Below are 21,234 nucleotides of genomic sequence, written 5' to 3' on the forward strand. Positions count from 1 at the left end.
CAATCACAGAATCCCCAAGGAAGGTTGCAACACCTAAGTCCACAGGAGCCGAGTAAATCTCCCTCGGGTTTCCAACCTGGGCGAAGTTGCCATCACGGAGCAGCGCAACTCGGTCAGCAATCGAGAGGGCTTCTTCCTGGTCGTGAGTTACCAATATGGTCGTCGAGGAAACCTTGTCGAGGACCTGCTTGATTTCTTCGCGGATGCGGGTGCGAAGCTCGGCATCGAGGGCCGCGAAGGGCTCATCGAGCAGTATCAGTTCAGGCTCGGGAGCCAAAGCGCGAGCCAAAGCAATGCGGTGTTTTTGTCCTCCCGATAGTGAGGTAGCGGACTGGTTTTCAAACTGTTCCATCGAGACAAGTTTTAGAAGCTCACTTACCCTGGCCGTTCGGGCCGGCTTCGTAAGACCCTTTAGACCAAAAGCGATGTTTTCTGAAACGGATAGGTGAGGAAATAGTGCCGCATCCTGCGGCACATAGCCAACCCTTCTTGCCTCGGCTGGAACAAAGACGTTCTTTCCTGCAACCAGTTTTCCGGCAATTGAGATCTCGCCGGTGTCCGGATCATCGAAGCCAGCGATAAGTCTTAAAAGAGTTGTCTTGCCAGAACCTGATGAACCAAGCACCGCAACAAACTCACCATTGGTAACTTCCAAAGAGAGCCCATCAAGGACTGTCTGAGAGCCAAAGGACTTGCTGACGCCAGACAGCGCGAGGGTTGCAACCACTAGACACGCTCCAAGTCATTAATCGGTTCAAGATCTTTTCTAATTGCTCTATTGAGCAACCATGCCGGTATTCCAGCCAGCAGTACCAAAAGTAATGCATAAGGCGCAGCCGTAGAAAACGCGGCAACCCCAGTCTCGGTCCAGAGCCTGGTGGCGAGGGTCTCTACACCGGTTGGGCGAAGAAGCAGTGTTGCTGGCAGTTCTTTCAGAACGGTCAAGATCACAAGGGTGGTTGCTGCAAAGATACCTGGACCTGCAATTGGCAACACAACCTTCCTCAAGGTTTCTAACTTGGTTAGACCAAGGGAAGCGGCTACCTCATCCAGGCCAACGGGAGATTGCCTAAGCGGTGTTGATACTGCGGAGAGGGCGTTAGGCAGGAACAGAGCAAGGTAAGCAATCAGCACCAGAGCAAAGCTCTGGTAGATCCAAGGGGCCACCTGGTTGGAGAAGAAGGTTAGGGAAAGTGCAACGACGATTCCCGGGGTTGCGTGGGTTAGCCAAACTGATCTCTCAAGGACGTAGGCGGATCGAGATTTGAACCTAACCACCACAACGGCGATGGCAACGGCAAACAGTGCAGTCAGCATTCCACCGGAAACCGAAAGTATGACCGAGTTATAGAGTGCCTCTAAAACTTTCGCCCAGTCGGTTTTTGGAATGCCGGTTATGGACCATCTAGTTAGGCTCGCAACAGGAACCATAAGGCTCACCGTTGCAATGCCGGAAAGCAGTGCAACGAGTGGCCACTTCCAGCCCCGAAGATCTATCCGGTTTAGGCGGTTTGCTATGACCGAGCTAACTGCAAGTTTTCCCCTGGATCTAGACTCAACAACCAGTACCAGAATGGTGACTGCAACCAAGACAAGAGCAAGGCTTGCAGCCAGGCTCCTATCGAAGCTGGCTCGGTAGGCGTTATATATGGCTCTTGTGAAAGTGTCGTAGCGCACAATGCTTACGGCACCAAAGTCGCTCAACACATAAAGTGCTGATAGCAGCCCACCCGAAACCGCAGCGCCTCGGATGTTTGGCCAGGTCACTTTTCTCAAAACCTGAAACTTTCCAGATCCCAACGAAGAAGCAACTTCTTCAGTTGCCGAATCAAATCTTGCAAGGGCGGCCGAAACCGCCAGATAGACAAGCGGAGACGTTCCAACAGTGAGAAGCAACCAAGCGGCAAAGAAACCGCTAAAGCCTGGGATGACTGCAACCCAGGCGTAGGCAGCAACATAAGAAGGTATCGCTAGCGGAAGAGCGGCCAAGATGGCGAACACTTTTCTTCCCGGAATGTTTGACCTAACTGCAATCCAGGCCTGTACGGTTCCAACAACAACCGCGGAAACCGAGACGGCTGCGGCCATTAGAAGTGAGTTGATTATTAGTTCAAGAGTTCTTGGCGTCAGAACAAACTCAACAAAGGTTGAAATGCCCGCTCCACCAACTCGAACAAAGAGGTAGGCGAGTGGAATAAAAGAAATCAAGACGGCCAACACCGCCACTAGCCATATGGCTATAGGCGGTCTTGACTTTAGGGTCTTGGTCAGAGCAATCCAGCCTTTCGGATTAACTCAAGTGTCTCAGCCAAAGACTCAAGATCCGAGAGGTCTATCTCCGGCGCCTGGATATCCACAAGGGGCTTAAGTCCTTGAACCTCGGGGATACCGGTCATCGAGTACTCCCTGGTTCGCTCAACGAAGTAGCGCTGCGCGGTGTCGCCAAGCAACCACTTAGCGAAGACCTGAGCGCTCGGGTTATCGCTGACAACTGCAACACCTGCGACGTTGATCAAGTTTCCGATGTCACCGTCTTCGAACCAAGCAATTTCTGATCTCATGTTCTCGACGCCGTTCTGTGCAGCGAGCTCAAACCAGTAGTAGTGGTTGATAAGTCCTGCGTCAATGACGCCGTCTTCAACTGCCTGCAAAATGATGGAGTTTTTCTCAAACAGCACTCCGTTTTCTTTCATGGCTGCCAAGAAGTCAATGGCTGCCTGCTCACCCTCCAAAACTCGGATTGCTGTGATGAAGGCTTGGAAAGAAGCGTTGTTTGGCGAAATTCCGATTCTTCCCTTCCAGGAAGAATCCATCAAATCTTTATATGAAGCCGGAATTTCGGTCACCGTGGTTGGGTCAACCAGAATCATCCTTGAGCGGCCAGAGACCCCAACCCACTGCGAGGTAGTTGATCTAAATTCTGCTGGAACTAGTTCCATGATGTCTGGGGAGAGAGTCTGAGTGACTCCGGCTAGAGCGAGTGCTCCAAGAGCTCCGGCATCTTGGCCGAAGTAGACATCGGCACGGATGTTGTCTCCCTCTTCAAGGATTTGAGCGGCAAGCTCTGCAGAGTCGCCGTAGCGCACTTCAACTTGAATGCCGGTTTCTTGAGTGAAGGTATCAAGTAGCTCAGAGATGAGCACTTCGTTTCTACCTGAATAAATGGTGATTGATTCACCGGATGTGTCTACAGGGGTTTCGCTCGCGCAAGCGCCTAGGGTCAAAACTGCACCTAGAGCCAGCGCGATTGGCGCCAGAGTTATTCTGGGTCTTTTCATGTTTAGTTTTCTTTCAGTTTCGGATCGAATGTCATTTCGACCGTCTGGTTTGCCTTGTGGCGGTTGCCCCAAGGACTTCTAATGGGTTTTAGGACTTAGATGTCGAATCCCCTTCGTTCTCCTCGTCTCCTTCAGTCTCTTCGTCCCCGTCATCGGAGTAGAGATCGGCCCACTTGTCTTCGTAGTCGGGCTCATTCGAGCCCGGCGCCTTGGTGAGTTCTTTTTCGAGGGCGTTGTAATCAGTTGACGGGCTGAAATACTTCAGCTCGCGAGCAACCTTGGTGTGCTTTGCCTTTTGACGGCCACGCCCCATGGCGAGACCCCCTCTTCGTATCTTGGCCGCGCCCAAAAAGGCGCAGAATCAATGAAATCTGAGACAAGTTTAGCATCCGGCCTCAGGCTTTTAGCTAGAGCAATATCGACGCTGTGAGGAAACTAACAGCCGGAAACACTAGGTTTGCCACCCCGTTCAATAAAGCCCTACCCCTTCGACCCTTTGCCCAAAGCTCATAGCTTTGGGCTGCGAAAGTAGAAAAGGTGGAAAGCCCTCCGGCCAGTCCAATAATCAGAGCAACTTCATTGACCCCAGCGCTTAGTGCCAGACCGGCAATAAATGAAGCCAAGGAGTTGGCTACCAAAATTCCCCAGGGTAAAAATCCTCGCCAGCTGCCAATCAGGTGACGAACAACAGAGCCTGCCCCGCCCAATAATCCAACGGCTAGTGCCCCGACAAAAACTTCAACCACTTGGCTACCTCACCGAGCCCTTGGTAATTCCAAAGCTTGATCGAACAAACCAGTAAGCCAAGACACCAACAACAAACTGGCTAGCTACCGCTAGCCAGTAGAGGTACCCGATTTCAGAAAGGCCTAAAGAGCTGCCTGCAGTAATAAGGGCTAAGCCACTCATAGTTGTGAAGCCACCGGCAAATCCGGAGCCCCAGAAGGCCTTTGCTTTTTCACTCATTCTGAATGCAGAGCTATGAACAAACCCCAGAAAGGCAGCTCCAGCGATGTTCACAATTGAAGTTGCAACAAGATCAAAGATAAGAACTGATACTCCGGCTTGCTCAGCGCCTAACCAGATGGTGTATCGCGAAAGCGATCCCAGGGCTCCACCCAGAAAGATCGCAAACAAGAGAGCCAGCTTCAACCGGGACTACTTCTTTTTGACCTTCGTGGGCTTGTCCTTTGTAGGTTCTTTTCGTGCAGATTTGGAAGGCGCCCTGGATCCAAGGTTGAATGTGCTGGCAAAGCCAAGCAGTAAGAAACCTCCAGCTACCCAAGCCGCGGCTTTGGTTCCATCGGTAAACGCTTGTCCGGCAGCTTCCTGAAGGGCGGGATTCAGCTCACCAAGTCCAGGGATGGCAGCTCCAGCTGATTCGACAACTGCGTCAACAATTTGAACTTGCTGAGTTGCGTCAATTTGCAATTCATCGAGTCTTGTTTCAAGAGACGTTTGGGTCGATGTGAATAGAACTGTTCCAAGCAAAGCAATGCCGAGGGCCGAACCAATCTGTCGAACGGTGGACTGCGAACCTGATCCCTGACCTGATTTGTCCATTGGAACATCAACCATGATCACACCGGTGAGCTGCGCTGTCGCAAGACCAATTCCGATTCCGTACACAAACAGAAATCCTGCGATTGAAATCCAACCACCGTCGGTTGTGGCATTTAGAGCAATTCCACCGACACCGATCAGTTCAAGCCCAACTCCGATGCGGACCGCCATCGCGGGAGCTAACTTGCCACTCAGGGCTCCACCGATACCGGAGGCTAGGAAAGCTCCGGCTGCAAGCCACAGCAACACAAGTCCTGAGCTAATTGGTGACAGTCCTAGTACGTTTTGCAGCCAAAGAGGAATTGCGAACAAGATGCCGAATTCACCCATCGAGATGATCGCTGCTGCAATTGACCCGTTTCTAAAGGAGCCAATCTTGAAGAGGTCAAGATCCAAAAGCACATTTTTCTTTTCGCGCTCACGCATTTTCTCCCAGAGAACGAAGGCAACTGTTGCAACAACAGAGATCGCAAGCGAAATTGGAATTACCGATATGCCTTCGGTTGGCCAGACAAAACCGAATAGCTCAAACTGCCTCGCAGGATTTATTTCCCACCAGCCGTAGATTCTTCCTTCGATCAGACCAAAGATAAGTGTTGAGAACATCACAACCGATATCGCTGCGCCTACGATATCGATGCCACCTGCTCGCTGGGTCGATTTGGACTCGGGGACAAAATACAAAAGGCCTGCGATGATGATCATGCCGATGGGCAGGTTGATTCCAAAAGCCCAGCGCCATTCAAAATCAGTTGCTAGCCAGCCACCAAGTACGGGACCCACGGCAACCATTCCACCGATTGTTGAACCCCAAACGGCGAAAGCGATTCCTCTTTCTTTGCCCTGGAAGTTTGCGTTCACCAAAGACAGCGTGGTTGGCAAAACCATCGCGCCACCAATACCTTGAACCACACGAGCCAGGATTAGTTCGGCAGGGGTGGCGGAGATACCCGCCCATACCGAGGCGAGGGTGAAGATAACGATGCCGATAATAAGAAGTCGCTTGCGACCGATGCGGTCGGCGATTGATCCAAAAACCAACAGCAGTGCTGCGAAGACAAGGATGTATGACTCCTGAACCCACTGAACTTCTGCTGAGCTTAGGGATAGGTCATTGATGATGGCGGGGAAGATGGTGTTTACTATGGTGCCGTCGATGATGACGATGGAGATTGCCATCGAGATAAAGATCAGGCCGATCCAGCGATTGCGGGTTTTTTGTGGCACTTTTTATTGAGTCCTTAGAAGGTAATGGGCTGGCAAGATTACCAACCGAAATATGTCTATTACCCAACCTAGTCATGACGTGTGGGGAAGTAGGGGTTCTTTGCATACCAACACCCTCAAAAGATTTTCTAAGGGTTGCAGAAGCAAGTTGAAACTGGTGGCTCCGACCGGCATCGATCCGGTGACCTAACGATTTTCAGTCGTTCGCTCTACCAACTGAGCTACAGAGCCTAAAGGCGGTTTGACCCACCCCCATTCAATAAAAGCCCTCAAAAGAGGGCTCCTATTTGAAGCGACCCTGACCGGACTTGAACCGGCGACCTTCGCCGTGACAGGGCGACGCGCTAACCAACTGCGCTACAGGGCCTCGTTGCTACGAGCCATACATCTGGTGACCCCAACGGGATTCGAACCCGTGCTACTGCCGTGAAAGGGCAGCGTCCTAGGCCACTAAACGATGGGGCCTACAAAGAGTGGAACTTCATAGCACCAGCTATAAACAGTAGCCCCCAAGGGCCTTATTTGGCAACCCCAAAGGGCTTTAGACCTCTTATGTTTAGCGACACTCTCAGTAATCCTTCAGGTATTACTTCAAGGTTTCGTGTTAGCTTGAAAAACATGTCTTCCCGACTAAAAGCCTCTTTTGCCCTGCTCGCTAGCATGGGTCTAATTCTGGGCACCCTGGTGGCCGTTCCGGCCCTTGCAAACCCCAACTACCCCACCGCGGCCGAGGTCGCAGCAGCCAAGCGAAATGTAGTTGAGAAGCAGAACATGATCACTCGTATCGAGAAGCTGATTGAGGATCAAGAAGACGAGGTTGCGGCTCTAAACCGCGAAGCAAGCATAAAAGCCGAAATTTTTAACGTTGCCCAAGAAGAATTTGAAATCGTTGAGCGCAAGGTGAAGGTCCTTGAGAAACAGACCAAGGCGGCGCTCGCCGAAGCGGAGCAGGCCTCCGAGCAGCTTGGCCAAATTGCCTCCCAGATGCTTCGAAACGGTTCCGGTGGGACATCGCTGAATCTGTTTTTAAACCCCGGGCAAGCCGATGACCTTTTATACCAGCTCGGAGCCCAAGAAAAGCTGGCTGAGCAAACAGAACTTATCTATCAAAAGTCTTTGGAGCGCCAGCGCCTAGCTAAGGCCCTAACCGATGAGCTTACAACCGCTCAGGCGGAACTCGAAGCCAAGGCTGCAGTTGCCAAAAAAGCCTTCGATGAGGCAACCGCCGCGGCCAATGCCGTTGAAGCCAAGGTTGCCGCCAACAAGCGCCAAGGAAGAATTTTCTATAACCAGCTAGCGTCGCTTCGAAACACCGCTTCTGATCTTGAGCGTCAGCGTGCGGAAGGCTTGGCTTGGGAAAGACGCCAGGCAGCCGGAACCTCTCTTCCGGAAGCCCCTGAGCTATACAAAGTTGGACCACCAAACCAAGAAAAAGTTGAGCGCGTAATCGCTTTCGCTAGAGCTCAGCTCGGTAAGCCTTACGTCCTTGGTGGACGCGGCCCAAACGTTTGGGACTGCAGTGGTTTGACCCTCAAGGCTTATGAAGCTGCCGGTATAGCAATCGGTACGCACTCGGTTTCGAATCAGTTTATTAACGCGATGGATAGGCGTCAGCTTGTTCCGCTTCGACAGATCGAAGCTGGAGACTTGGTGTTCTGGTCCACCAGCAACAACCATCTAAACCGCGGCTACGGGGATAAGTACCACATCGGTATTTACATCGGTGGCGGATTAATTCTTGACGCACCAAACCCATCGAAGCCGGTTCGAATAATTCCGCTCGCTCAGCGAATGGGTGAAGTTGTTCCTTACGCTGCGCGCCCAAGCGCACCGCGTCAGTAACTTTCTTTAGTGCTTGTAATTGGCTTTTGCCTCGGCGATTAGTCTTTCCGCCTCGGTTTTGTTGGCCCACTTGCCACACTTGACCCACTTGCCCGGTTCAAGGTCTTTGTAGTGAGTAAAGAAGTGCTCAATTTCATTTCTGGTCTGCTCCGGAACATCTGAGATGTCCTGGATATGATCCCAGCGCTTATCGCCTGCTGGAACACAAAGAATCTTCTCGTCCATTCCGCCATCGTCTTCCATTGGCAAGACACCTACTGGACGCACGTTCACAACAACGCCTGGGAAAACTGGGAATTCAAGGAGCACTAGGGCATCTAGCGGGTCGCCGTCGCCGCCTAGGGTCTTGTCGAAGTAGCCGTAGTCAACCGGGTAAACAAATGGTGTGTAGAGCACGCGGTCCAAGTGCACACGACCGGTTTCGTGATCAACTTCATATTTGTTCCGGGATCCCCTAGGAATCTCGATTACTGCTTCAAACATTTACTCTCCTCAATAGGCTTGTTCCAGCTCCAAGATTACCCAAATTGAAGGAAAGAAGAAGTTCCGGTGCGTAAGCGTCTATCTCCCGCCCAGGGCCTTGTTCGCCATGCGGTTAGACAAGTGCTTCTTGCCCACACAAGATCCGGCCAGAAACTTCTCATTGCCGTATCCGGGGGAGCCGACTCGCTGGCTTTGGCAGCGGCAGCCGAATTCGAAGCTAAAAAACTCAATCTTAAAATCGCTGCAGCGGTAATCGATCACTCACTTCAACCAAACAGTGACAAGGTTGCAAGCCAAGCCGCCAAGCAACTTCTTGGTTTGGGAATTGATGAAGTTCATATCAAAAAGGTGAGCGTTGGGAAGAAAGGCGGACTTGAAGCGGCAGCGCGCGAAGCGCGCTACACCGCCCTGGAAACACTCCGCCTAAAAACCAAATCAAACTTTATTGTTTTGGGTCACACCTCATCCGATCAGGCAGAAACAGTTTTGCTTGGCCTAGTTCGAGGTTCCGGTGCCAAATCACTATCCGGCATGGCTACCAAAACAGAGTACTTACTGCGCCCACTTCTAAGCATCGAGCGCAAAACCACCGAAGAGTTTTGTCGAGACAGTGGAATTAAGTTTTGGTCCGACCCGCAGAACCAGGACCAGAAGTACTTACGCGTATTGATTCGAAAAACTATTTTGCCATTTTTGGAAAGAAAGCTCGGTGGGTCGGTAGCTAAGTCACTGATTAGAACTTCGGACCAGCTTCGCGAGGATGGCCAATACCTGGACACCGAAGCCAATAAGAAGTATCTAAAGCTTGCGAAGGTTTCCGGTACTTCGGTGAGCTTTGATACGGCTCAGCTTGCCAAGTTGCCTCAGGCGATGTTGAATCGGGTGATCAAGATTGCTCTTGATGGCTTCGGCAAAGAATCTAGTCGGACTCACGTTTTGGCGGTTGCTGATCTGGTTTTGTCCTGGCATGGGCAAAAGCCACTGACCCTGCCAGGGGTTAGAGTAGGGCGTAAGGCAAACACCATAACCTTCACCAAGCAGGAGAAAAGCGTTGGATCTGGAAACCGTAACCGCTGAAATCACCCAGGTACTGATCACCAAAGAACAGATTGAAAGCCGCATAGCGGAACTGGCCAAAGAAATAGATGCCCACTACGCAGGCAAAGACCTACTTCTTGTTGGGGTGCTGAAGGGTGCGGTTATGTTTATGGCCGATTTATCCCGCGCTGTTCAAACCAGAGTCCAGATGGACTGGATGGCGGTTTCTTCCTACGGATCAGGAACTACCTCCTCCGGAGTGGTTCGAATTCTTAAAGACTTAGATTCTGATGTTTTGGGTAGAGATGTTCTGATTGTTGAAGACATCATTGACTCCGGTCTCACACTTTCTTGGTTGGTTTCCAACCTAGAAGCCCGCGGAGCTTCCTCGGTTGAAGTTGTAACGATGCTTAGAAAGCCCGATGCTGCCAAGGTTGAGGTCGAAGTTCGCTGGGTGGGCTTTGAAATTCCGAACGAGTTTGTTGTCGGATATGGCCTCGACTACAACGAGAAATACCGCACCCTGCCTGGGGTAGCGGTGCTATCGCCTTCGGTTTACTCCTAAAACCAAACTGCCAGTTTCGGCAGGTAACCTAGGAATCTATGAAGCTCAAGAAAATCCTCTCTGGACCATATGTCTGGATCGTTGTTGCGATTGCCATACTCGTGACCGGTACCACCCTTATAAACGCTGAGACCTATCAGCAGGTGGACACTAAATACGGCCTGCAGCTGATCGAATCCGGTAAAGCTCAGTCGGTAAAGATTCTTGACGGCGAGCAAAGAGTTGACGTTGAGCTATCAAGTCCCGACGCTGAGTTTGGTTCCCAGGTTCAGTTTTTCTATGTTGCTCCACGCGGCGAGCAGGTAGTTGAAACCATAAATAATTCGGTGATAGCCGATGGCTATAACGACGAGGTTCCAAACACCCCTTGGTACCTAGCTTTGCTAGGTTCCCTGCTTCCCTTTATCTTGATCGGCCTAATCTTTTGGTTCCTACTTTCCTCCATGCAATCAGGCGGCGGCAAAGTAATGCAGTTTGGCAAGTCCAAAGCCAAGATGGTCACCAAAGAAACTTCGCAGACCACCTTCAAGGACGTTGCCGGTATCGACGAGGCCCTCGAAGAACTCGAGGAAATCAAAGACTTCCTAAAAAAGCCCGAGCGCTTTAAAGCGCTCGGCGCCAAGATTCCAAGGGGCGTCCTTCTATACGGACCCCCCGGAACCGGAAAAACTTTGGTTGCCAAAGCGGTAGCCGGCGAAGCCGGAGTTCCGTTTTTCTCAATCTCGGGCTCTGACTTCGTTGAAATGTTTGTTGGTGTTGGAGCATCGCGAGTTCGCGATCTTTTTGAGCAGGCCAAGGCCTCTTCGCCGGCGATCATCTTCGTTGATGAAATTGACGCGGTTGGTCGACAGCGTGGAGCCGGCATCGGTGGCGGAAACGACGAGCGCGAGCAAACCCTAAACCAGCTACTTGTCGAGATGGACGGCTTCGACTCCAACATCAGCGTGATTTTGATTGCAGCCACCAACCGCCCAGACATCCTGGACCCGGCTTTACTTCGGCCCGGAAGATTCGATCGGCAGATTGGTGTTGGAGCACCGGATCTGGCAGGAAGAGAACAAATTCTTCGAGTGCACGCCAAGAACAAACCGGTTGATGACGATGTTGACTTAGCTCTTATCGCTAGAAGAACCCCGGGCTTCACAGGAGCGGATCTTGCGAACGTTCTAAACGAAGCGGCATTGTTGTCAGCGCGTGAGAACCACAAGACCATTGACGCAGCAACCGTTGATGAGGCGATTGACCGCGTCATCGGCGGACCTCAGAAAAAATCTCGTCTGATGAAAGACGAAGAGCGTCTAAACACCGCGTACCACGAAGCAGGTCACGCACTGGTCGCAGCCTCACTAAATCACTCGGACCCGGTCACCAAGGTGACCATCTTGCCCAGGGGCCGTGCTCTTGGATACACCATGGTTTTACCCATGGAGGATCGTTACTCAGTCACCAGAAACCAGTTGCTCGATCAAATCGCCTACGCGCTTGGCGGAAGAGCGGCCGAGGAAATTGTTTTCCACGATCCAACTACCGGTGCATCCAACGACTTTGAAAAAGCCACCAAGACTGCGCGTCAGATGGTTACGCTGTTCGGATTCTCCGCATCGGTTGGAACAGTTTCTTACGGCGGCGGTGGAGAGGTGTTTATCGGACGAGATATGGCCCAGGCCAGGGAGTACTCCGATGAGGTCGCTCACCAGATCGACATTGAAATCAGAAAGATTTTAGATAACGCACACGACGAGGCTTACCGCGCCATCAACCTAAACCGCAAGGTTTTGGACACCATGGCCAAAGAGCTGATGGAAAAAGAAACCTTGAACCCGGACGACATCGCAAGAATTTTCAAGAGCGTAAAGAAACTTCCCAAGCGCAAGCTTTGGCTGTCTAAGACTTCACGTCCGGTTTCCAAAAAGGGTCCGATTCCAATTCCTTCCAAGGGTTCAACTACCGCTAAAGTTGCGGCAAAGAAAAAAGCGGAGGCCACCGCCTCGCGCGACGCGGCCAAGAAAAAAACGGCCAAGAAGGCTGCACCCAAAGCCGCTGCAAAAAAGCCAACCGCTAAGAAATCGACCACGGGATCAAAGAAAAAGTAATTGGTTGACATCGATCGCATCAAGAATGCGGTGAGGGAGCTAATCACCGCAATCGGCGAAGACCCAAATCGCTCAGAGCTTTTGGCAACCCCGGAGAAATTCGCTGATGCCTATCAAGAGTTTTTCAAAGGCGTTGGCGTTGATCCGCTGAGCATCTTGGCCGATGCAGTTCCAGCCGAGCAAAACGACCTGGTGATGCTAAAGGGCATCGAACTGGTCTCTATTTGTGAACACCACCTACTTCCCTTCATCGGCGTAGCTCACATCGCTTACCTTCCCAAGGGCAAGGTGGTTGGACTAGGAAGATTGCCAAAACTTGTTGAGGTATTGTCTGCCAGGCCTCAGCTGCAAGAAAACCTCACTTCTCAGATTGCCGAAGCCATTCAAGAAGGACTTGGGGCCCAGGGAGTTGTGGTGGTTATTGAGGCCCGGCACCACTGTGTGGCATCTCGCGGAGCGAGACAACCAGAGGCCAACACCGTGACAATGAAGGCCCTTGGCACTTTCACTGAACCGGTGGCAAGGACTGAAATCATGGCCCTGATTGCCAAATGACAACATGGTGAATTTCACCAGGCCCCTGATTATGGGCGTAGTCAACATCACCCCAGATTCCTTTTCTGACGGCGGACAGTTTCTAGGAGCCGCAGAAGCCATGGAACATTCACTCGCGCTAATTAAAGAAGGCGCCAACATCATCGACCTTGGTGGCGAATCAACTAGGCCAGGAGCCCTCCGGGTAAAGCTTGAAGACGAGCAGTCCAGAGTCCTCCCAGTGATTGAAAGGTTAGTCGCCAATCCAGAATTTCTTTCAAGCAAAGCGGTTATTAGCATCGACACCATGAACGCGGATACCGCGGCGCTTGCGGTGGCGGCCGGGGCAAAAATTGTTAACGATGTTTCCGGCGGTCTTGCAGATGAGCAAATGTTTGCAAAGCTCCGAGACCTTGATTGCAAATATATTGTGAGTCATTGGCGCGGCTTTAGCGAAACTATGGACTCGATGAATAACTACGAGTCGGTGGCAACCGATGTTGCCTCCGAGCTCACCGATCGAGTTGCCAAGGCGGAAGCCGCCGGGATCTCAAGAGATCGATTGATTATCGATCCGGGTCTTGGCTTTGCGAAGGACATCGCGCAGAACTGGCACCTGGTTGCAAGACTCGACGAACTAGAAAAACTCAATCTTCCGATTCTGGTTGGGGCTTCCAGGAAGCGATTTATCGCCGGGGCCTTAGAGCCAGATGACGTTGCGGGGGTAAGTAACCAGAGAAGGGATTTGGCAAGTGCTGTCCTGACAGCTCTGCTACTTCAAAGAAAACTCTGGGGGGTAAGGGTCCACAACGTATCCACCACACTGGACGCCATAAAGGTAGTCGAGGCGCTGGCGTTTGCGAATCAGGAATCAAGCGGGCAGAGTAAGTAAATGACCCAAAGAATCAAAATCAGGGGACTTCGGGTCTATGGCTATCACGGAGTCATGGAGCACGAGCGTCAAGAAGGTCAATACTTCATCGTGGATGCGGTGATCAAAATTGATTCGGAGCGTGCCAGAGAAACTGATGACATCGCCAATACCGTGAGCTACGCCGAGATCGCCCACCTAATTTCTGAAAACGTTCGAAACAACCCCGTCAATCTTTTGGAAACTTTATCTCAGCGCTTAGCCGATGAAGTTTTATTTGCCGCTAGCCCCTGGGCCAAGAAGGTGAAAATCACCGTCTCAAAGCCGGATGCTCCAATCGACCTTTACTTTGATACCGTTTCGGTCACAGCAAAGGCCAAGAGGTCAAGCTAATGCGAACTTGGAAGATAGCGGTGCTAGCTCTTGGCGCAAACCTGGGTGATCGCGAAAAAACAATCGAGATTGCTATCGAGCAACTCGCAGCTCAAAAAAAGATTCGGGTCTTGGAGCGGTCCCCGCTGGTTGAATCTGTCGCACTAACTGAGTCAGGCCCCGATGATTCGCTGCCTGCTTACCTAAACGGTGTAATCAAAATTGCAACTCAGCTTGGACCAAGAAAGCTACTCAAAGAAATCACCAGGATAGAAAATCTTCACGGGCGCATCAGGCTGCATAAGTGGGGATCCAGGACACTAGATATTGACATCATCACCTACGAGGATGTTTTCAAATCCTCCAAGCACTTAACCATCCCGCACCCAAGATCCCATCAGCGGGCCTTTGTTCTGGTGCCGTGGTTCATGATGGACGAGAGTGCAATCCTGCCAGGCCACGGCAGCGTTGCTGAGTTGGCGAGTTCAATGACTTCTCAGGTGAGTGTCGTGTCATGAAACCCACCAAGCTGAACTTCTTATCTGGGCTGATCCTGGCAACTGCCGTAGTCGGGTACTTTGCTGCTTCTTTATTGGTCTCCCGCGGTTTTCAGGTCCCGGTATCTCCAACCAACCTGCTGATTACCCTAGGGGCCATCGGCGTTGTGTTGCTTGCGCTCTCAATTCCTATTTGGCGCTACCGAAACGCTCTTAGAGATAGCAAAGTCGCAAGACCCAAAAGGGTGGATCCTTTTTATGCGGTTCGCGTTTTACTACTTGCCAAGGCAAGCTCGCTCGCGGGAGCACTATTTGCCGGCTGGCACATCGGGGTGGTTGGCTACCAATTATTTAGCCCGGTTGTGGTGCCAGTTTCAGCACTACAAAATGGCTTGGGTTTTATCGCAAGCTTCGCCCTGGTGGCATCGGCTTATGTGACCGAGCAACTCTGCAAGTTGCCCAATGACCCGGACGCAGATGCCGAACAGGGGGTGACATCGTGAAGCAGGGGAGACTAAACATCGGAGTTGTTGGCAGTCAGATTGCAGGGATTGCCATGGCCCAGGCACTTTCTCATGCCGGTCATCAGGTGGTTGCGGTCACCGCAGATGCACTCGATACCGATGAACGTATTGAGGTTTTACTTCCGCTTGCTAAAAAACTATCCGATGAGAAAATTCTTGCCGCCGCAGATTTAGTGCTTCTTGCGGTTCCGTCCTCCGAGATCGAGTCAACTGTTTTGTCGCTGTCTGATTTTTTTAGAGCTGGACAACTTGTGGTGCACCTGGCCGCTGAATTTGATCACGAAATACTTTCAGTTGCAGTGTCAAAAGGAGCTATTCCGCTGGCTATTCACCCCGCGATGCGCTTTACCGGAACCAGTTTGGATATAAATCGCATGAAGGAAAGCTACTTTGCGGTGAGCGCACCGGTTGTTGCACTCCCCATCGCTGAGGCGCTTGTTATAGAGATGGGCGCTGAACCTATTGTGATTGCAAGTAAGGCACGAGCTAGCTATGCCGAGGCAATAGCGGTTGCCAGCAATTTTTCCGCAATGATTGTTAATCAGGCAGTTGGTTTGCTGGAGCAAGCTGGAGTTGAGAATCCAGCTCTGGTTATTGCACCGGTAATAGAAAGTGCGGTGGATCAGGCACTGTCCAAGGGACACCGCCAGATCAAACCAGAAGATTTGATAGGGGATCTTTAGATGAAGGTCGTGAGAACAGTAGCGGATGTTGCGCTAATGGTCTCGCGAACCAAAGTATCTGGGAAAAAAGTCGCCTTCGTCCCAACAATGGGCTCAATCCACGAAGGACACCTATCCCTTATTGCAATTGCCAAGCAGCATGCTGACCTCGTGGTTGCCTCTATTTTTGTAAACCCGCTGCAGTTTGGCAGCTCGGAGGATTTTGAGCTGTACCCGAGAAACGAAGATGCCGACGCCAGGGCCTTATCCAAGGCCGGCGTCGACCTATTATTCATTCCGCCAGTCGATGAAATCTATCCCGATGCCAAGTTTGAGATAACTCAATCGGCCGGTCCAGTCGGAAAAGTTTACGAGGGAGCTGCCAGGCCCGATCACTTCGACGGGATGCTTACGGTGGTATCGAGACTGTTTGACATCGTCCAACCGGATACGGCGATCTTTGGCGCCAAGGACGCGCAGCAACTCTATTTGATTCGCCAACTGGTGAAGGCTCAAAACCCTCTGGGGATAAGGGACCCAATCGAAATAATCGAGGCTCCAACTGTTCGAGACTCCAAGGGACTCGCACTTTCGAGTAGAAATAAGCGCCTGACTAAGTCTCAACTTGGTCTGGCGCTTACTCTTTCTCAAGCTTTGGCGGAAGGTGCCCTTGCGGCAAAGCGTGGTGGGGGAGCAGCCGGTGCATACTTCTCCGCGAGCTCCGTCTTTACTTTGGCTCCGGAGGCTAAACTTGACTATCTGGCCTTGGTCAATCCAGCAAGCTTCGAACCAATCGAAGAAGGTTTTACGGGCCAAGCATTGATGATTGTTGCCGCAACCGTAGGCGACGTAAGACTTATTGATAACGGGTTGATCACCTTCTAGGAGAAGTAAAAGGGCAATGACTGACAATCTAGAAAACGAATCAGAGGATCTCCCCGAGCAAATTGCCATTCGCATGGAAAAGCGCGAAAAACTCAACGACCTAAACGACGCCTACCCGGTATCACTTCCCATCACACACACTATTTCAGAGGTGAGGGCCGAGTTCCCGGACCTCGAGATCGATGTAGTCACGGGCAAGAAAGTAGCAGTCGCGGGACGCGTGGTTTTTGCAAGAAACACCGGAAAGCTTTGCTTCGCAACTTTGCAAGCTGGCGACGGCGAGAGAATTCAGGCCATGGTGAGCCTCGATAAGGTTGGCGAACAAACTCTTGAGCAATATAAGGAATTGGTTGACCTAGGCGATCACCTCTTTGTCGCGGGTGAAGTAATCACCTCAAAGCGCGGTGAGCTCAGCATTCTTGTCGATAGTTGGAAGATGGCTGCAAAGACCGTCCGTCCACTTCCAAACCTTCACAACGAACTATCGGAAGAATTTCGTGTTCGTCACAGGTATATCGATTTAATTGTTCGCGACCGAGCTCGCGAGGTCGTGAAGATTCGCTCCCAGGTGATGCAGTCTCTTCGAGACACCTTTACCAAGGACAGCTATCTAGAGGTTGAAACCCCAATGCTTCAGTCCATGCACGGCGGGGCATCGGCAAGACCATTTAAAACCCACATGAACGCCTTCGACATGGAGCTTTTCCTTCGTATCGCGCCTGAGTTGTATTTGAAGCGCGCGGTTGTTGGAGGCATCGAGAGAGTATTTGAAATAAACCGAAACTTTAGAAACGAGGGCGCCGACTCAACTCACTCGCCAGAGTTTGCGATGCTCGAGGCTTACCAGGCCTACGGCGACTACGGCACGATGATGGATCTAACTCAGAAGCTGATTCAGAATGCGGCTCAGGACGTTTTCGGTTCTCAGGTAGTTTCACTTGACGGCGGTGAGCAAAACGATCTCTCAGGTGAGTGGGCAAGGGTTTCGATGTTTGAGTCACTTTCGAAAGCAGCCGGCCAAGAGATTACACCGACGACACCGATTGCAGAGCTAAAGAAAATTGCCGACAAGGTCGAGATTGAAATCGATCACCCGCTGCACGGTAAATATGTCGAGGAGCTTTGGGAGCACTTTGTGAAGCCAACCCTTAAGGGCCCGACCTTCGTGATGGACTTCCCGGTCGATACCTCTCCTTTGACTCGCGATCACCGCGATAAGCCCGGGGTAGTGGAAAAGTGGGATCTGTATATCCGTGGCTACGAGCAGGCAACCGGATACTCCGAGCTTGTTGACCCGGTGATTCAACGCGAGCGATTTGTTGCTCAGGCAGCCCTTGCGAAAACCGGAGACCCGGAAGCCATGAAGTTAGACGAAGAGTTCCTCAAGGCACTGGAATTTGGAATGCCACCATCTGGTGGCATGGGTATGGGAATCGACAGGTTGCTGATGAGCCTCACCGGCCTTGGAATCAGAGAGACCATACTGTTTCCGCTGGTGAAGTAAACTGGTAGTTGAAATGGAAGAAATCGAAGTAGTTCAACTAACCGTCCTGGAGTGGCTAAGCGACTTCGGTATGTCCATAATCCCCCCGGTTCTTATGGGGATCTTGTTCTATGTGGTGATGCGGGGCATTTTCCGAGCCGACTCCAATGAGCGTAAGGTTTACGCGAAAATAGAGGCCGAGGAGCGCGCCAAGCGCGAAAAAGCCTCTAACGCCTAGGGCGAACAAGCCTTCCTAAGCCCCTTCCCTCTGGTTAACATCTTTACCTAGGGCATTTTTGAATGCCCCTATAAAGGGAGTGAAAGATGTTTGAGAAGTTCACCGATAAGGCCAGACGAGTCGTTGTTTTGGCCCAGGAAGAAGCCAAGCTTCTAAACCACAACTACATCGGAACCGAACACATCCTTCTGGGTCTAATCCACGAGGGTGAGGGAGTCGCCGCCAAGGCACTCGAGTCTCTCGGCATCAACTTAGACGCAGTTCGCGACCAGGTCCAGGAAATCATCGGACAGGGACAGCAGGCTCCCTCCGGCCACATTCCTTTTACTCCCCGTGCCAAGAAAGTACTAGAGCTCTCGCTTCGCGAAGCTCTTCAGCTCGGACACTCATACATCGGAACCGAACACTTGTTGTTGGGTCTTATTCGCGAGGGTGAGGGTGTTGCAGCTCAAGTTCTTACCCGTCTTGGAGCTGACACCAACCGCGTTCGCCAGCAGGTCATTCAGCTTCTTTCCGGGTTCCAAGGAAAAGAAACCGTTCAGGTTGGTGGCGAGCAGGTCGCACCGCAAAAAGGCTCACAGATTCTCGACCAGTACGGCAAGAACCTCACGCAGTCAGCAGCGGAAGGAAAGCTTGACCCGGTAATTGGTCGTGAGCGCGAGATCGAGCGCGTCATGCAAATTCTTTCCCGTAGATCAAAGAACAACCCGGTGCTAATCGGTGAACCGGGTGTTGGAAAAACTGCAGTTGTCGAAGGACTTGCCCAGGCAATTGTGTCTGGCAACGTCCCAGAAACTCTAAAGGACAAGCAGCTTTACACTCTCGACCTTGGATCCTTAATTGCCGGTAGCCGTTACCGCGGAGACTTCGAGGAAAGACTCAAGAAAGTCACCAAGGAAATTCGGACCCGCGGCGACAGCATCCCCTTCATCGCCGAAATCCACCCCCTGGTTGGTGCCGGAGCTGCCGAGGGTGCGATTGACGCAGCTTCCATTTTGAAGCCGATGCTTGCTCGAGGAGAGCTGCAGACAATCGGTGCAACCACTTTGGATGAGTACCGCAAGCACTTTGAAAAAGACGCCGCCCTTGCTCGCCGATTCCAGTCGGTGCAGGTCAACGAGCCATCGCTTCCACACACCATCAACATCTTGAAGGGTCTTCGCGACCGCTACGAGGCTCACCACAAGGTATCAATCACCGACGGTGCAATCGTTGCTGCGGCTTCCCTTTCTGATCGCTACGTCACCGACCGTTTCCTTCCGGATAAGGCGATCGATCTACTGGATGAGGCGGGTGCAAGGCTTCGTCTTTCGATTCTTTCTTCGCCTCCCGAGCTTCGCGAAATCGAAGAGCGCATCGTTGGAGTAAGAGTTGAAAAAGAAAAAGCTATTGAGGGTCAGGACTTTGAACTTGCCGCGTCTAAGCGCGACGAGGAGAAAAAGCTCACCGCCGAAAGAGCCCAGCTCGAGAAAACCTTCCGTAAGGGTAACGTCGCCGCTCAGGGAATCGTCGACGAGGGACTAATTGCAGAGGTGCTAGCTCAGGCCACCGGTATTCCGGTATTCAAGCTTTCGGAAGAAGAAAGCGCGAAGCTTATTTTCATGGAGGACGAGCTACACAAGCGCGTCATTGGTCAGGAAGTTGCAATTGCAGCTCTATCCAAGACCATTCGTCGTCAGCGCGCGGGTCTGAAAGACCCGAAGCGCCCTTCCGGATCGTTTATCTTCGCCGGTCCTACCGGTGTTGGAAAGACAGAACTTGCCAAGGCTTTGGCCGAATTCCTATTCGATGACGAGAACGCACTTATCTCGCTGGATATGTCAGAGTACGGCGAGAAGCACACCGTCTCTCGTTTGTTCGGTGCCCCTCCGGGCTTCGTTGGATTCGAAGAGGGTGGCCAGCTAACCGAAAAGGTTCGCCGCAAGCCGTTCTCGGTTGTTTTGTTCGACGAGATCGAAAAGGCTCACCCGGATATCTTCAACTCCCTACTTCAGATCCTTGAAGAAGGTCGTCTGACCGACGGTCAGGGTCGTGTTGTTGACTTCAAGAACACCGTGATCATCATGACCACAAACCTTGGAGCCAGAGATATCTCCCGCGGAGCCATGGGCTTTAGCTTGGAAGGCTCGAACGAGAACGACTACCAGTTGATGAAGGCAAAGGTAAACGAGGAGCTAAAGCGCAGCTTTAGGCCAGAGTTCCTAAACCGAGTCGACGAGACTATCGTCTTCCCACAGCTCACCCAGGCAGAACTGCTTCAGGTAGTTGAACTGTTTATCAAGCGCCTCTCGGTTCGCCTAGAGGAAAGAGATCTGACCCTGGAGCTAACGGACGCTGCCAAGCAGCGCCTGATGGAGATCGGTTGGGAGCCAAGCCTCGGAGCAAGACCGCTTCGCAGAGCCGTTCAGCGAGAGATCGAGGACCGTATCTCCGAGCAGATTCTCGAGGGTCACCTCAAGAACTCCAGCCACATCAAGGTTGATTTTGTGGGGGGAGAGTTTGTGTTCACGAACCAAGTTCGTGAATCCATCCCTCAAACCGCCTAACATTTGTTAGATGGAGTCAATCAAGGTTAGGCCAGCTAAGACTGCGGATATCGGGGCAATCGCCGATCTCTGCGGTCCGCTTATTCAATCCCGTGTGCTGCTTGGCAAAGAGCGCGTCGAACTATACGAATCGGTTCAGGAATTCCTAGTGGCCGAGGATGCCTCGGGTGCAGTGATTGGCTGCGGCGCTCTGCACGTGATGTGGGAAGACTTGGGCGAGGTCAGAACCCTAGCCATCGAAGAGTCTCGCCAGGGCCAGGGCATCGGGAAGATGATTTTGGAAAGCCTTTTAGAGCGGGCATCAGACATCGGCCTAAAGCGAATTTTTTGCCTAACATTTGAAGTTGATTTTTTTGGCAAGTTCGGATTCGAGTCAATTTCCGAGACCCCGGTCGAGCCGGAGGTCTACGCGGAAATGGTTCGTTCCCACGATGAGGGTATTGCTGAGTTTTTGGACCTGGCTCGGGTCAAGCAAAATACTTTGGGCAACACCCGCATGCTTAAGCAACTCTAGAGAGCCCCAAACCTAAAAT

23 protein-coding genes and 3 tRNA genes are annotated in these 21,234 nt (G+C 51.8%); 15 read left to right on the forward strand and 11 right to left on the reverse strand.

Annotated features, from left to right (window positions below; translation table 11 throughout):
* The 10 genes from WAO31_RS01010 to WAO31_RS01055 all read right to left on the reverse strand — a co-directional run.
* The coding region (locus tag WAO31_RS01010) for an ABC transporter ATP-binding protein (protein ID WP_509589155.1) at window positions 1-727 on the reverse strand (727 nt) is incomplete at its 3' end.
* A complete protein-coding gene (locus tag WAO31_RS01015; protein ID WP_509589157.1) occupies window positions 727-2,226 on the reverse strand; it encodes an ABC transporter permease in 1,500 nt (499 codons plus the stop codon). The genes WAO31_RS01015 and WAO31_RS01010, both read right to left, overlap by 1 nt.
* 41 nt (window positions 2,227-2,267) lie before the next feature.
* Window positions 2,268-3,278 carry an extracellular solute-binding protein gene (locus WAO31_RS01020; protein ID WP_509589159.1) on the reverse strand — a complete coding sequence of 337 codons (1,011 nt, stop codon included), beginning with the start codon at window positions 3,276-3,278 and terminating at the stop codon, window positions 2,268-2,270.
* Between the two features lie 88 nt (window positions 3,279-3,366).
* A complete protein-coding gene (locus WAO31_RS01025; protein ID WP_509589161.1) occupies window positions 3,367-3,591 on the reverse strand; it encodes a DUF3073 domain-containing protein in 225 nt (74 codons plus the stop codon).
* A 94-nt stretch (window positions 3,592-3,685) separates the two neighbouring features.
* Window positions 3,686-4,024 carry a fluoride efflux transporter FluC gene (locus tag WAO31_RS01030; RefSeq protein WP_509589163.1) on the reverse strand — a complete coding sequence of 113 codons (339 nt, stop codon included), beginning with the start codon at window positions 4,022-4,024 and terminating at the stop codon, window positions 3,686-3,688.
* Between the two features lie 4 nt (window positions 4,025-4,028).
* Entirely contained in the window at window positions 4,029-4,430 is a 402-nt protein-coding gene (locus tag WAO31_RS01035; RefSeq protein ID WP_509589165.1) for a CrcB family protein, read from the reverse strand.
* A gap of 6 nt (window positions 4,431-4,436) precedes the next feature.
* On the reverse strand, window positions 4,437-6,068 hold the full coding sequence (locus tag WAO31_RS01040) for a DHA2 family efflux MFS transporter permease subunit (RefSeq protein WP_509589167.1): 1,632 nt from the start codon (window positions 6,066-6,068) through the stop codon (window positions 4,437-4,439).
* Window positions 6,069-6,223: 155 nt separating this feature from the next.
* Window positions 6,224-6,299: transfer RNA gene (locus WAO31_RS01045), tRNA-Phe, on the reverse strand.
* 62 nt (window positions 6,300-6,361) lie between these two features.
* Window positions 6,362-6,435: transfer RNA gene (locus WAO31_RS01050), tRNA-Asp, on the reverse strand.
* Window positions 6,436-6,457: 22 nt separating this feature from the next.
* Window positions 6,458-6,533 (reverse strand) — tRNA-Glu (locus tag WAO31_RS01055).
* A 153-nt stretch (window positions 6,534-6,686) separates the two neighbouring features.
* Between WAO31_RS01055 and WAO31_RS01060 the strand changes: the two genes are divergently transcribed.
* Entirely contained in the window at window positions 6,687-7,910 is a 1,224-nt protein-coding gene (locus WAO31_RS01060) for a C40 family peptidase (protein WP_509589169.1), read from the forward strand.
* A gap of 6 nt (window positions 7,911-7,916) precedes the next feature.
* On the opposite strand, the gene WAO31_RS01065 is transcribed toward WAO31_RS01060, so the two are convergent.
* On the reverse strand, window positions 7,917-8,393 hold the full coding sequence (locus WAO31_RS01065) for an inorganic diphosphatase (RefSeq protein ID WP_509589171.1): 477 nt from the start codon (window positions 8,391-8,393) through the stop codon (window positions 7,917-7,919).
* A 66-nt stretch (window positions 8,394-8,459) separates the two neighbouring features.
* On the opposite strand from WAO31_RS01065, the gene tilS reads away from it, so the two are divergent.
* The 14 genes from tilS to WAO31_RS01135 all read left to right on the forward strand — a co-directional run bounded on the left by tilS (window position 8,460) and on the right by WAO31_RS01135 (window position 21,215).
* Entirely contained in the window at window positions 8,460-9,470 is a 1,011-nt protein-coding gene (gene tilS, locus WAO31_RS01070) for a tRNA lysidine(34) synthetase TilS (RefSeq protein ID WP_509589173.1), read from the forward strand.
* Entirely contained in the window at window positions 9,445-9,996 is a 552-nt protein-coding gene (gene hpt, locus WAO31_RS01075) for a hypoxanthine phosphoribosyltransferase (RefSeq protein ID WP_509589175.1), read from the forward strand. The genes tilS and hpt overlap by 26 nt, the downstream gene beginning before the upstream one ends.
* 38 nt (window positions 9,997-10,034) lie before the next feature.
* Window positions 10,035-12,089 (forward strand): ATP-dependent zinc metalloprotease FtsH, encoded by a 2,055-nt coding sequence (ftsH, locus tag WAO31_RS01080; protein WP_509589177.1) that lies wholly within the window; start codon window positions 10,035-10,037, stop codon window positions 12,087-12,089.
* Window positions 12,090-12,644, forward strand: a complete 555-nt coding sequence (gene folE / locus WAO31_RS01085; RefSeq protein WP_509589179.1) for a GTP cyclohydrolase I FolE — start codon at window positions 12,090-12,092, stop codon at window positions 12,642-12,644.
* 4 nt (window positions 12,645-12,648) lie between these two features.
* The gene (folP, locus tag WAO31_RS01090; protein WP_509589181.1) at window positions 12,649-13,515 is read left to right on the forward strand and encodes a dihydropteroate synthase; all 867 of its coding nucleotides are present in this window, start codon (window positions 12,649-12,651) and stop codon (window positions 13,513-13,515) included.
* Window positions 13,516-13,887, forward strand: a complete 372-nt coding sequence (folB, locus tag WAO31_RS01095; protein WP_509589183.1) for a dihydroneopterin aldolase — start codon at window positions 13,516-13,518, stop codon at window positions 13,885-13,887.
* On the forward strand, window positions 13,887-14,384 hold the full coding sequence (gene folK, locus WAO31_RS01100) for a 2-amino-4-hydroxy-6-hydroxymethyldihydropteridine diphosphokinase (protein WP_509589185.1): 498 nt from the start codon (window positions 13,887-13,889) through the stop codon (window positions 14,382-14,384). The genes folB and folK overlap by 1 nt, the downstream gene beginning before the upstream one ends.
* A complete protein-coding gene (locus WAO31_RS01105; protein WP_509589187.1) occupies window positions 14,381-14,866 on the forward strand; it encodes a DUF3180 domain-containing protein in 486 nt (161 codons plus the stop codon). The genes folK and WAO31_RS01105 overlap by 4 nt, the downstream gene beginning before the upstream one ends.
* Window positions 14,863-15,570, forward strand: a complete 708-nt coding sequence (locus WAO31_RS01110) for a DUF2520 domain-containing protein (RefSeq protein WP_509589189.1) — start codon at window positions 14,863-14,865, stop codon at window positions 15,568-15,570. The genes WAO31_RS01105 and WAO31_RS01110 overlap by 4 nt, the downstream gene beginning before the upstream one ends.
* Window positions 15,571-16,434 (forward strand): pantoate--beta-alanine ligase, encoded by an 864-nt coding sequence (panC, locus tag WAO31_RS01115; protein ID WP_509589191.1) that lies wholly within the window; start codon window positions 15,571-15,573, stop codon window positions 16,432-16,434.
* Between the two features lie 16 nt (window positions 16,435-16,450).
* Complete coding sequence (gene lysS / locus WAO31_RS01120) at window positions 16,451-17,938, forward strand: lysine--tRNA ligase (protein WP_509589193.1); 1,488 nt, start codon at window positions 16,451-16,453, stop codon at window positions 17,936-17,938.
* A 13-nt stretch (window positions 17,939-17,951) separates the two neighbouring features.
* Window positions 17,952-18,155, forward strand: a complete 204-nt coding sequence (locus WAO31_RS01125) for a hypothetical protein (protein ID WP_509589195.1) — start codon at window positions 17,952-17,954, stop codon at window positions 18,153-18,155.
* A gap of 86 nt (window positions 18,156-18,241) precedes the next feature.
* On the forward strand, window positions 18,242-20,701 hold the full coding sequence (locus WAO31_RS01130) for an ATP-dependent Clp protease ATP-binding subunit (protein WP_509589197.1): 2,460 nt from the start codon (window positions 18,242-18,244) through the stop codon (window positions 20,699-20,701).
* Between the two features lie 10 nt (window positions 20,702-20,711).
* On the forward strand, window positions 20,712-21,215 hold the full coding sequence (locus WAO31_RS01135) for an amino-acid N-acetyltransferase (protein WP_509589198.1): 504 nt from the start codon (window positions 20,712-20,714) through the stop codon (window positions 21,213-21,215).
* The last annotated feature ends 19 nt before the right edge of the window (window positions 21,216-21,234 follow it).

Source organism: Rhodoluna sp. (assembly GCF_049276775.1).
Lineage (GTDB): Bacteria > Actinomycetota > Actinomycetes > Actinomycetales > Microbacteriaceae > Rhodoluna.

Excerpts from the sequence above, each read along its gene's own strand:
- WAO31_RS01020 (WP_509589159.1), bottom strand. The coding sequence starts at position 3,278 with ATGAAAAGACCCAGAATAACTCTGGCGCCAATCGCGCTGGCTCTAGGT.
- WAO31_RS01025 (WP_509589161.1), bottom strand. The coding sequence starts at position 3,591 with ATGGGGCGTGGCCGTCAAAAGGCAAAGCACACCAAGGTTGCTCGCGAG.
- WAO31_RS01060 (WP_509589169.1), top strand. The coding sequence starts at position 6,687 with ATGTCTTCCCGACTAAAAGCCTCTTTTGCCCTGCTCGCTAGCATGGGT.
- WAO31_RS01065 (WP_509589171.1), bottom strand. The coding sequence starts at position 8,393 with ATGTTTGAAGCAGTAATCGAGATTCCTAGGGGATCCCGGAACAAATAT.
- ftsH (WP_509589177.1), top strand. The coding sequence starts at position 10,035 with ATGAAGCTCAAGAAAATCCTCTCTGGACCATATGTCTGGATCGTTGTT.
- folP (WP_509589181.1), top strand. The coding sequence starts at position 12,649 with ATGGTGAATTTCACCAGGCCCCTGATTATGGGCGTAGTCAACATCACC.
- folB (WP_509589183.1), top strand. The coding sequence starts at position 13,516 with ATGACCCAAAGAATCAAAATCAGGGGACTTCGGGTCTATGGCTATCAC.
- folK (WP_509589185.1), top strand. The coding sequence starts at position 13,887 with ATGCGAACTTGGAAGATAGCGGTGCTAGCTCTTGGCGCAAACCTGGGT.
- WAO31_RS01105 (WP_509589187.1), top strand. The coding sequence starts at position 14,381 with ATGAAACCCACCAAGCTGAACTTCTTATCTGGGCTGATCCTGGCAACT.
- panC (WP_509589191.1), top strand. The coding sequence starts at position 15,571 with ATGAAGGTCGTGAGAACAGTAGCGGATGTTGCGCTAATGGTCTCGCGA.
- lysS (WP_509589193.1), top strand. The coding sequence starts at position 16,451 with ATGACTGACAATCTAGAAAACGAATCAGAGGATCTCCCCGAGCAAATT.
- WAO31_RS01125 (WP_509589195.1), top strand. The coding sequence starts at position 17,952 with ATGGAAGAAATCGAAGTAGTTCAACTAACCGTCCTGGAGTGGCTAAGC.
- WAO31_RS01130 (WP_509589197.1), top strand. The coding sequence starts at position 18,242 with ATGTTTGAGAAGTTCACCGATAAGGCCAGACGAGTCGTTGTTTTGGCC.
- WAO31_RS01135 (WP_509589198.1), top strand. The coding sequence starts at position 20,712 with ATGGAGTCAATCAAGGTTAGGCCAGCTAAGACTGCGGATATCGGGGCA.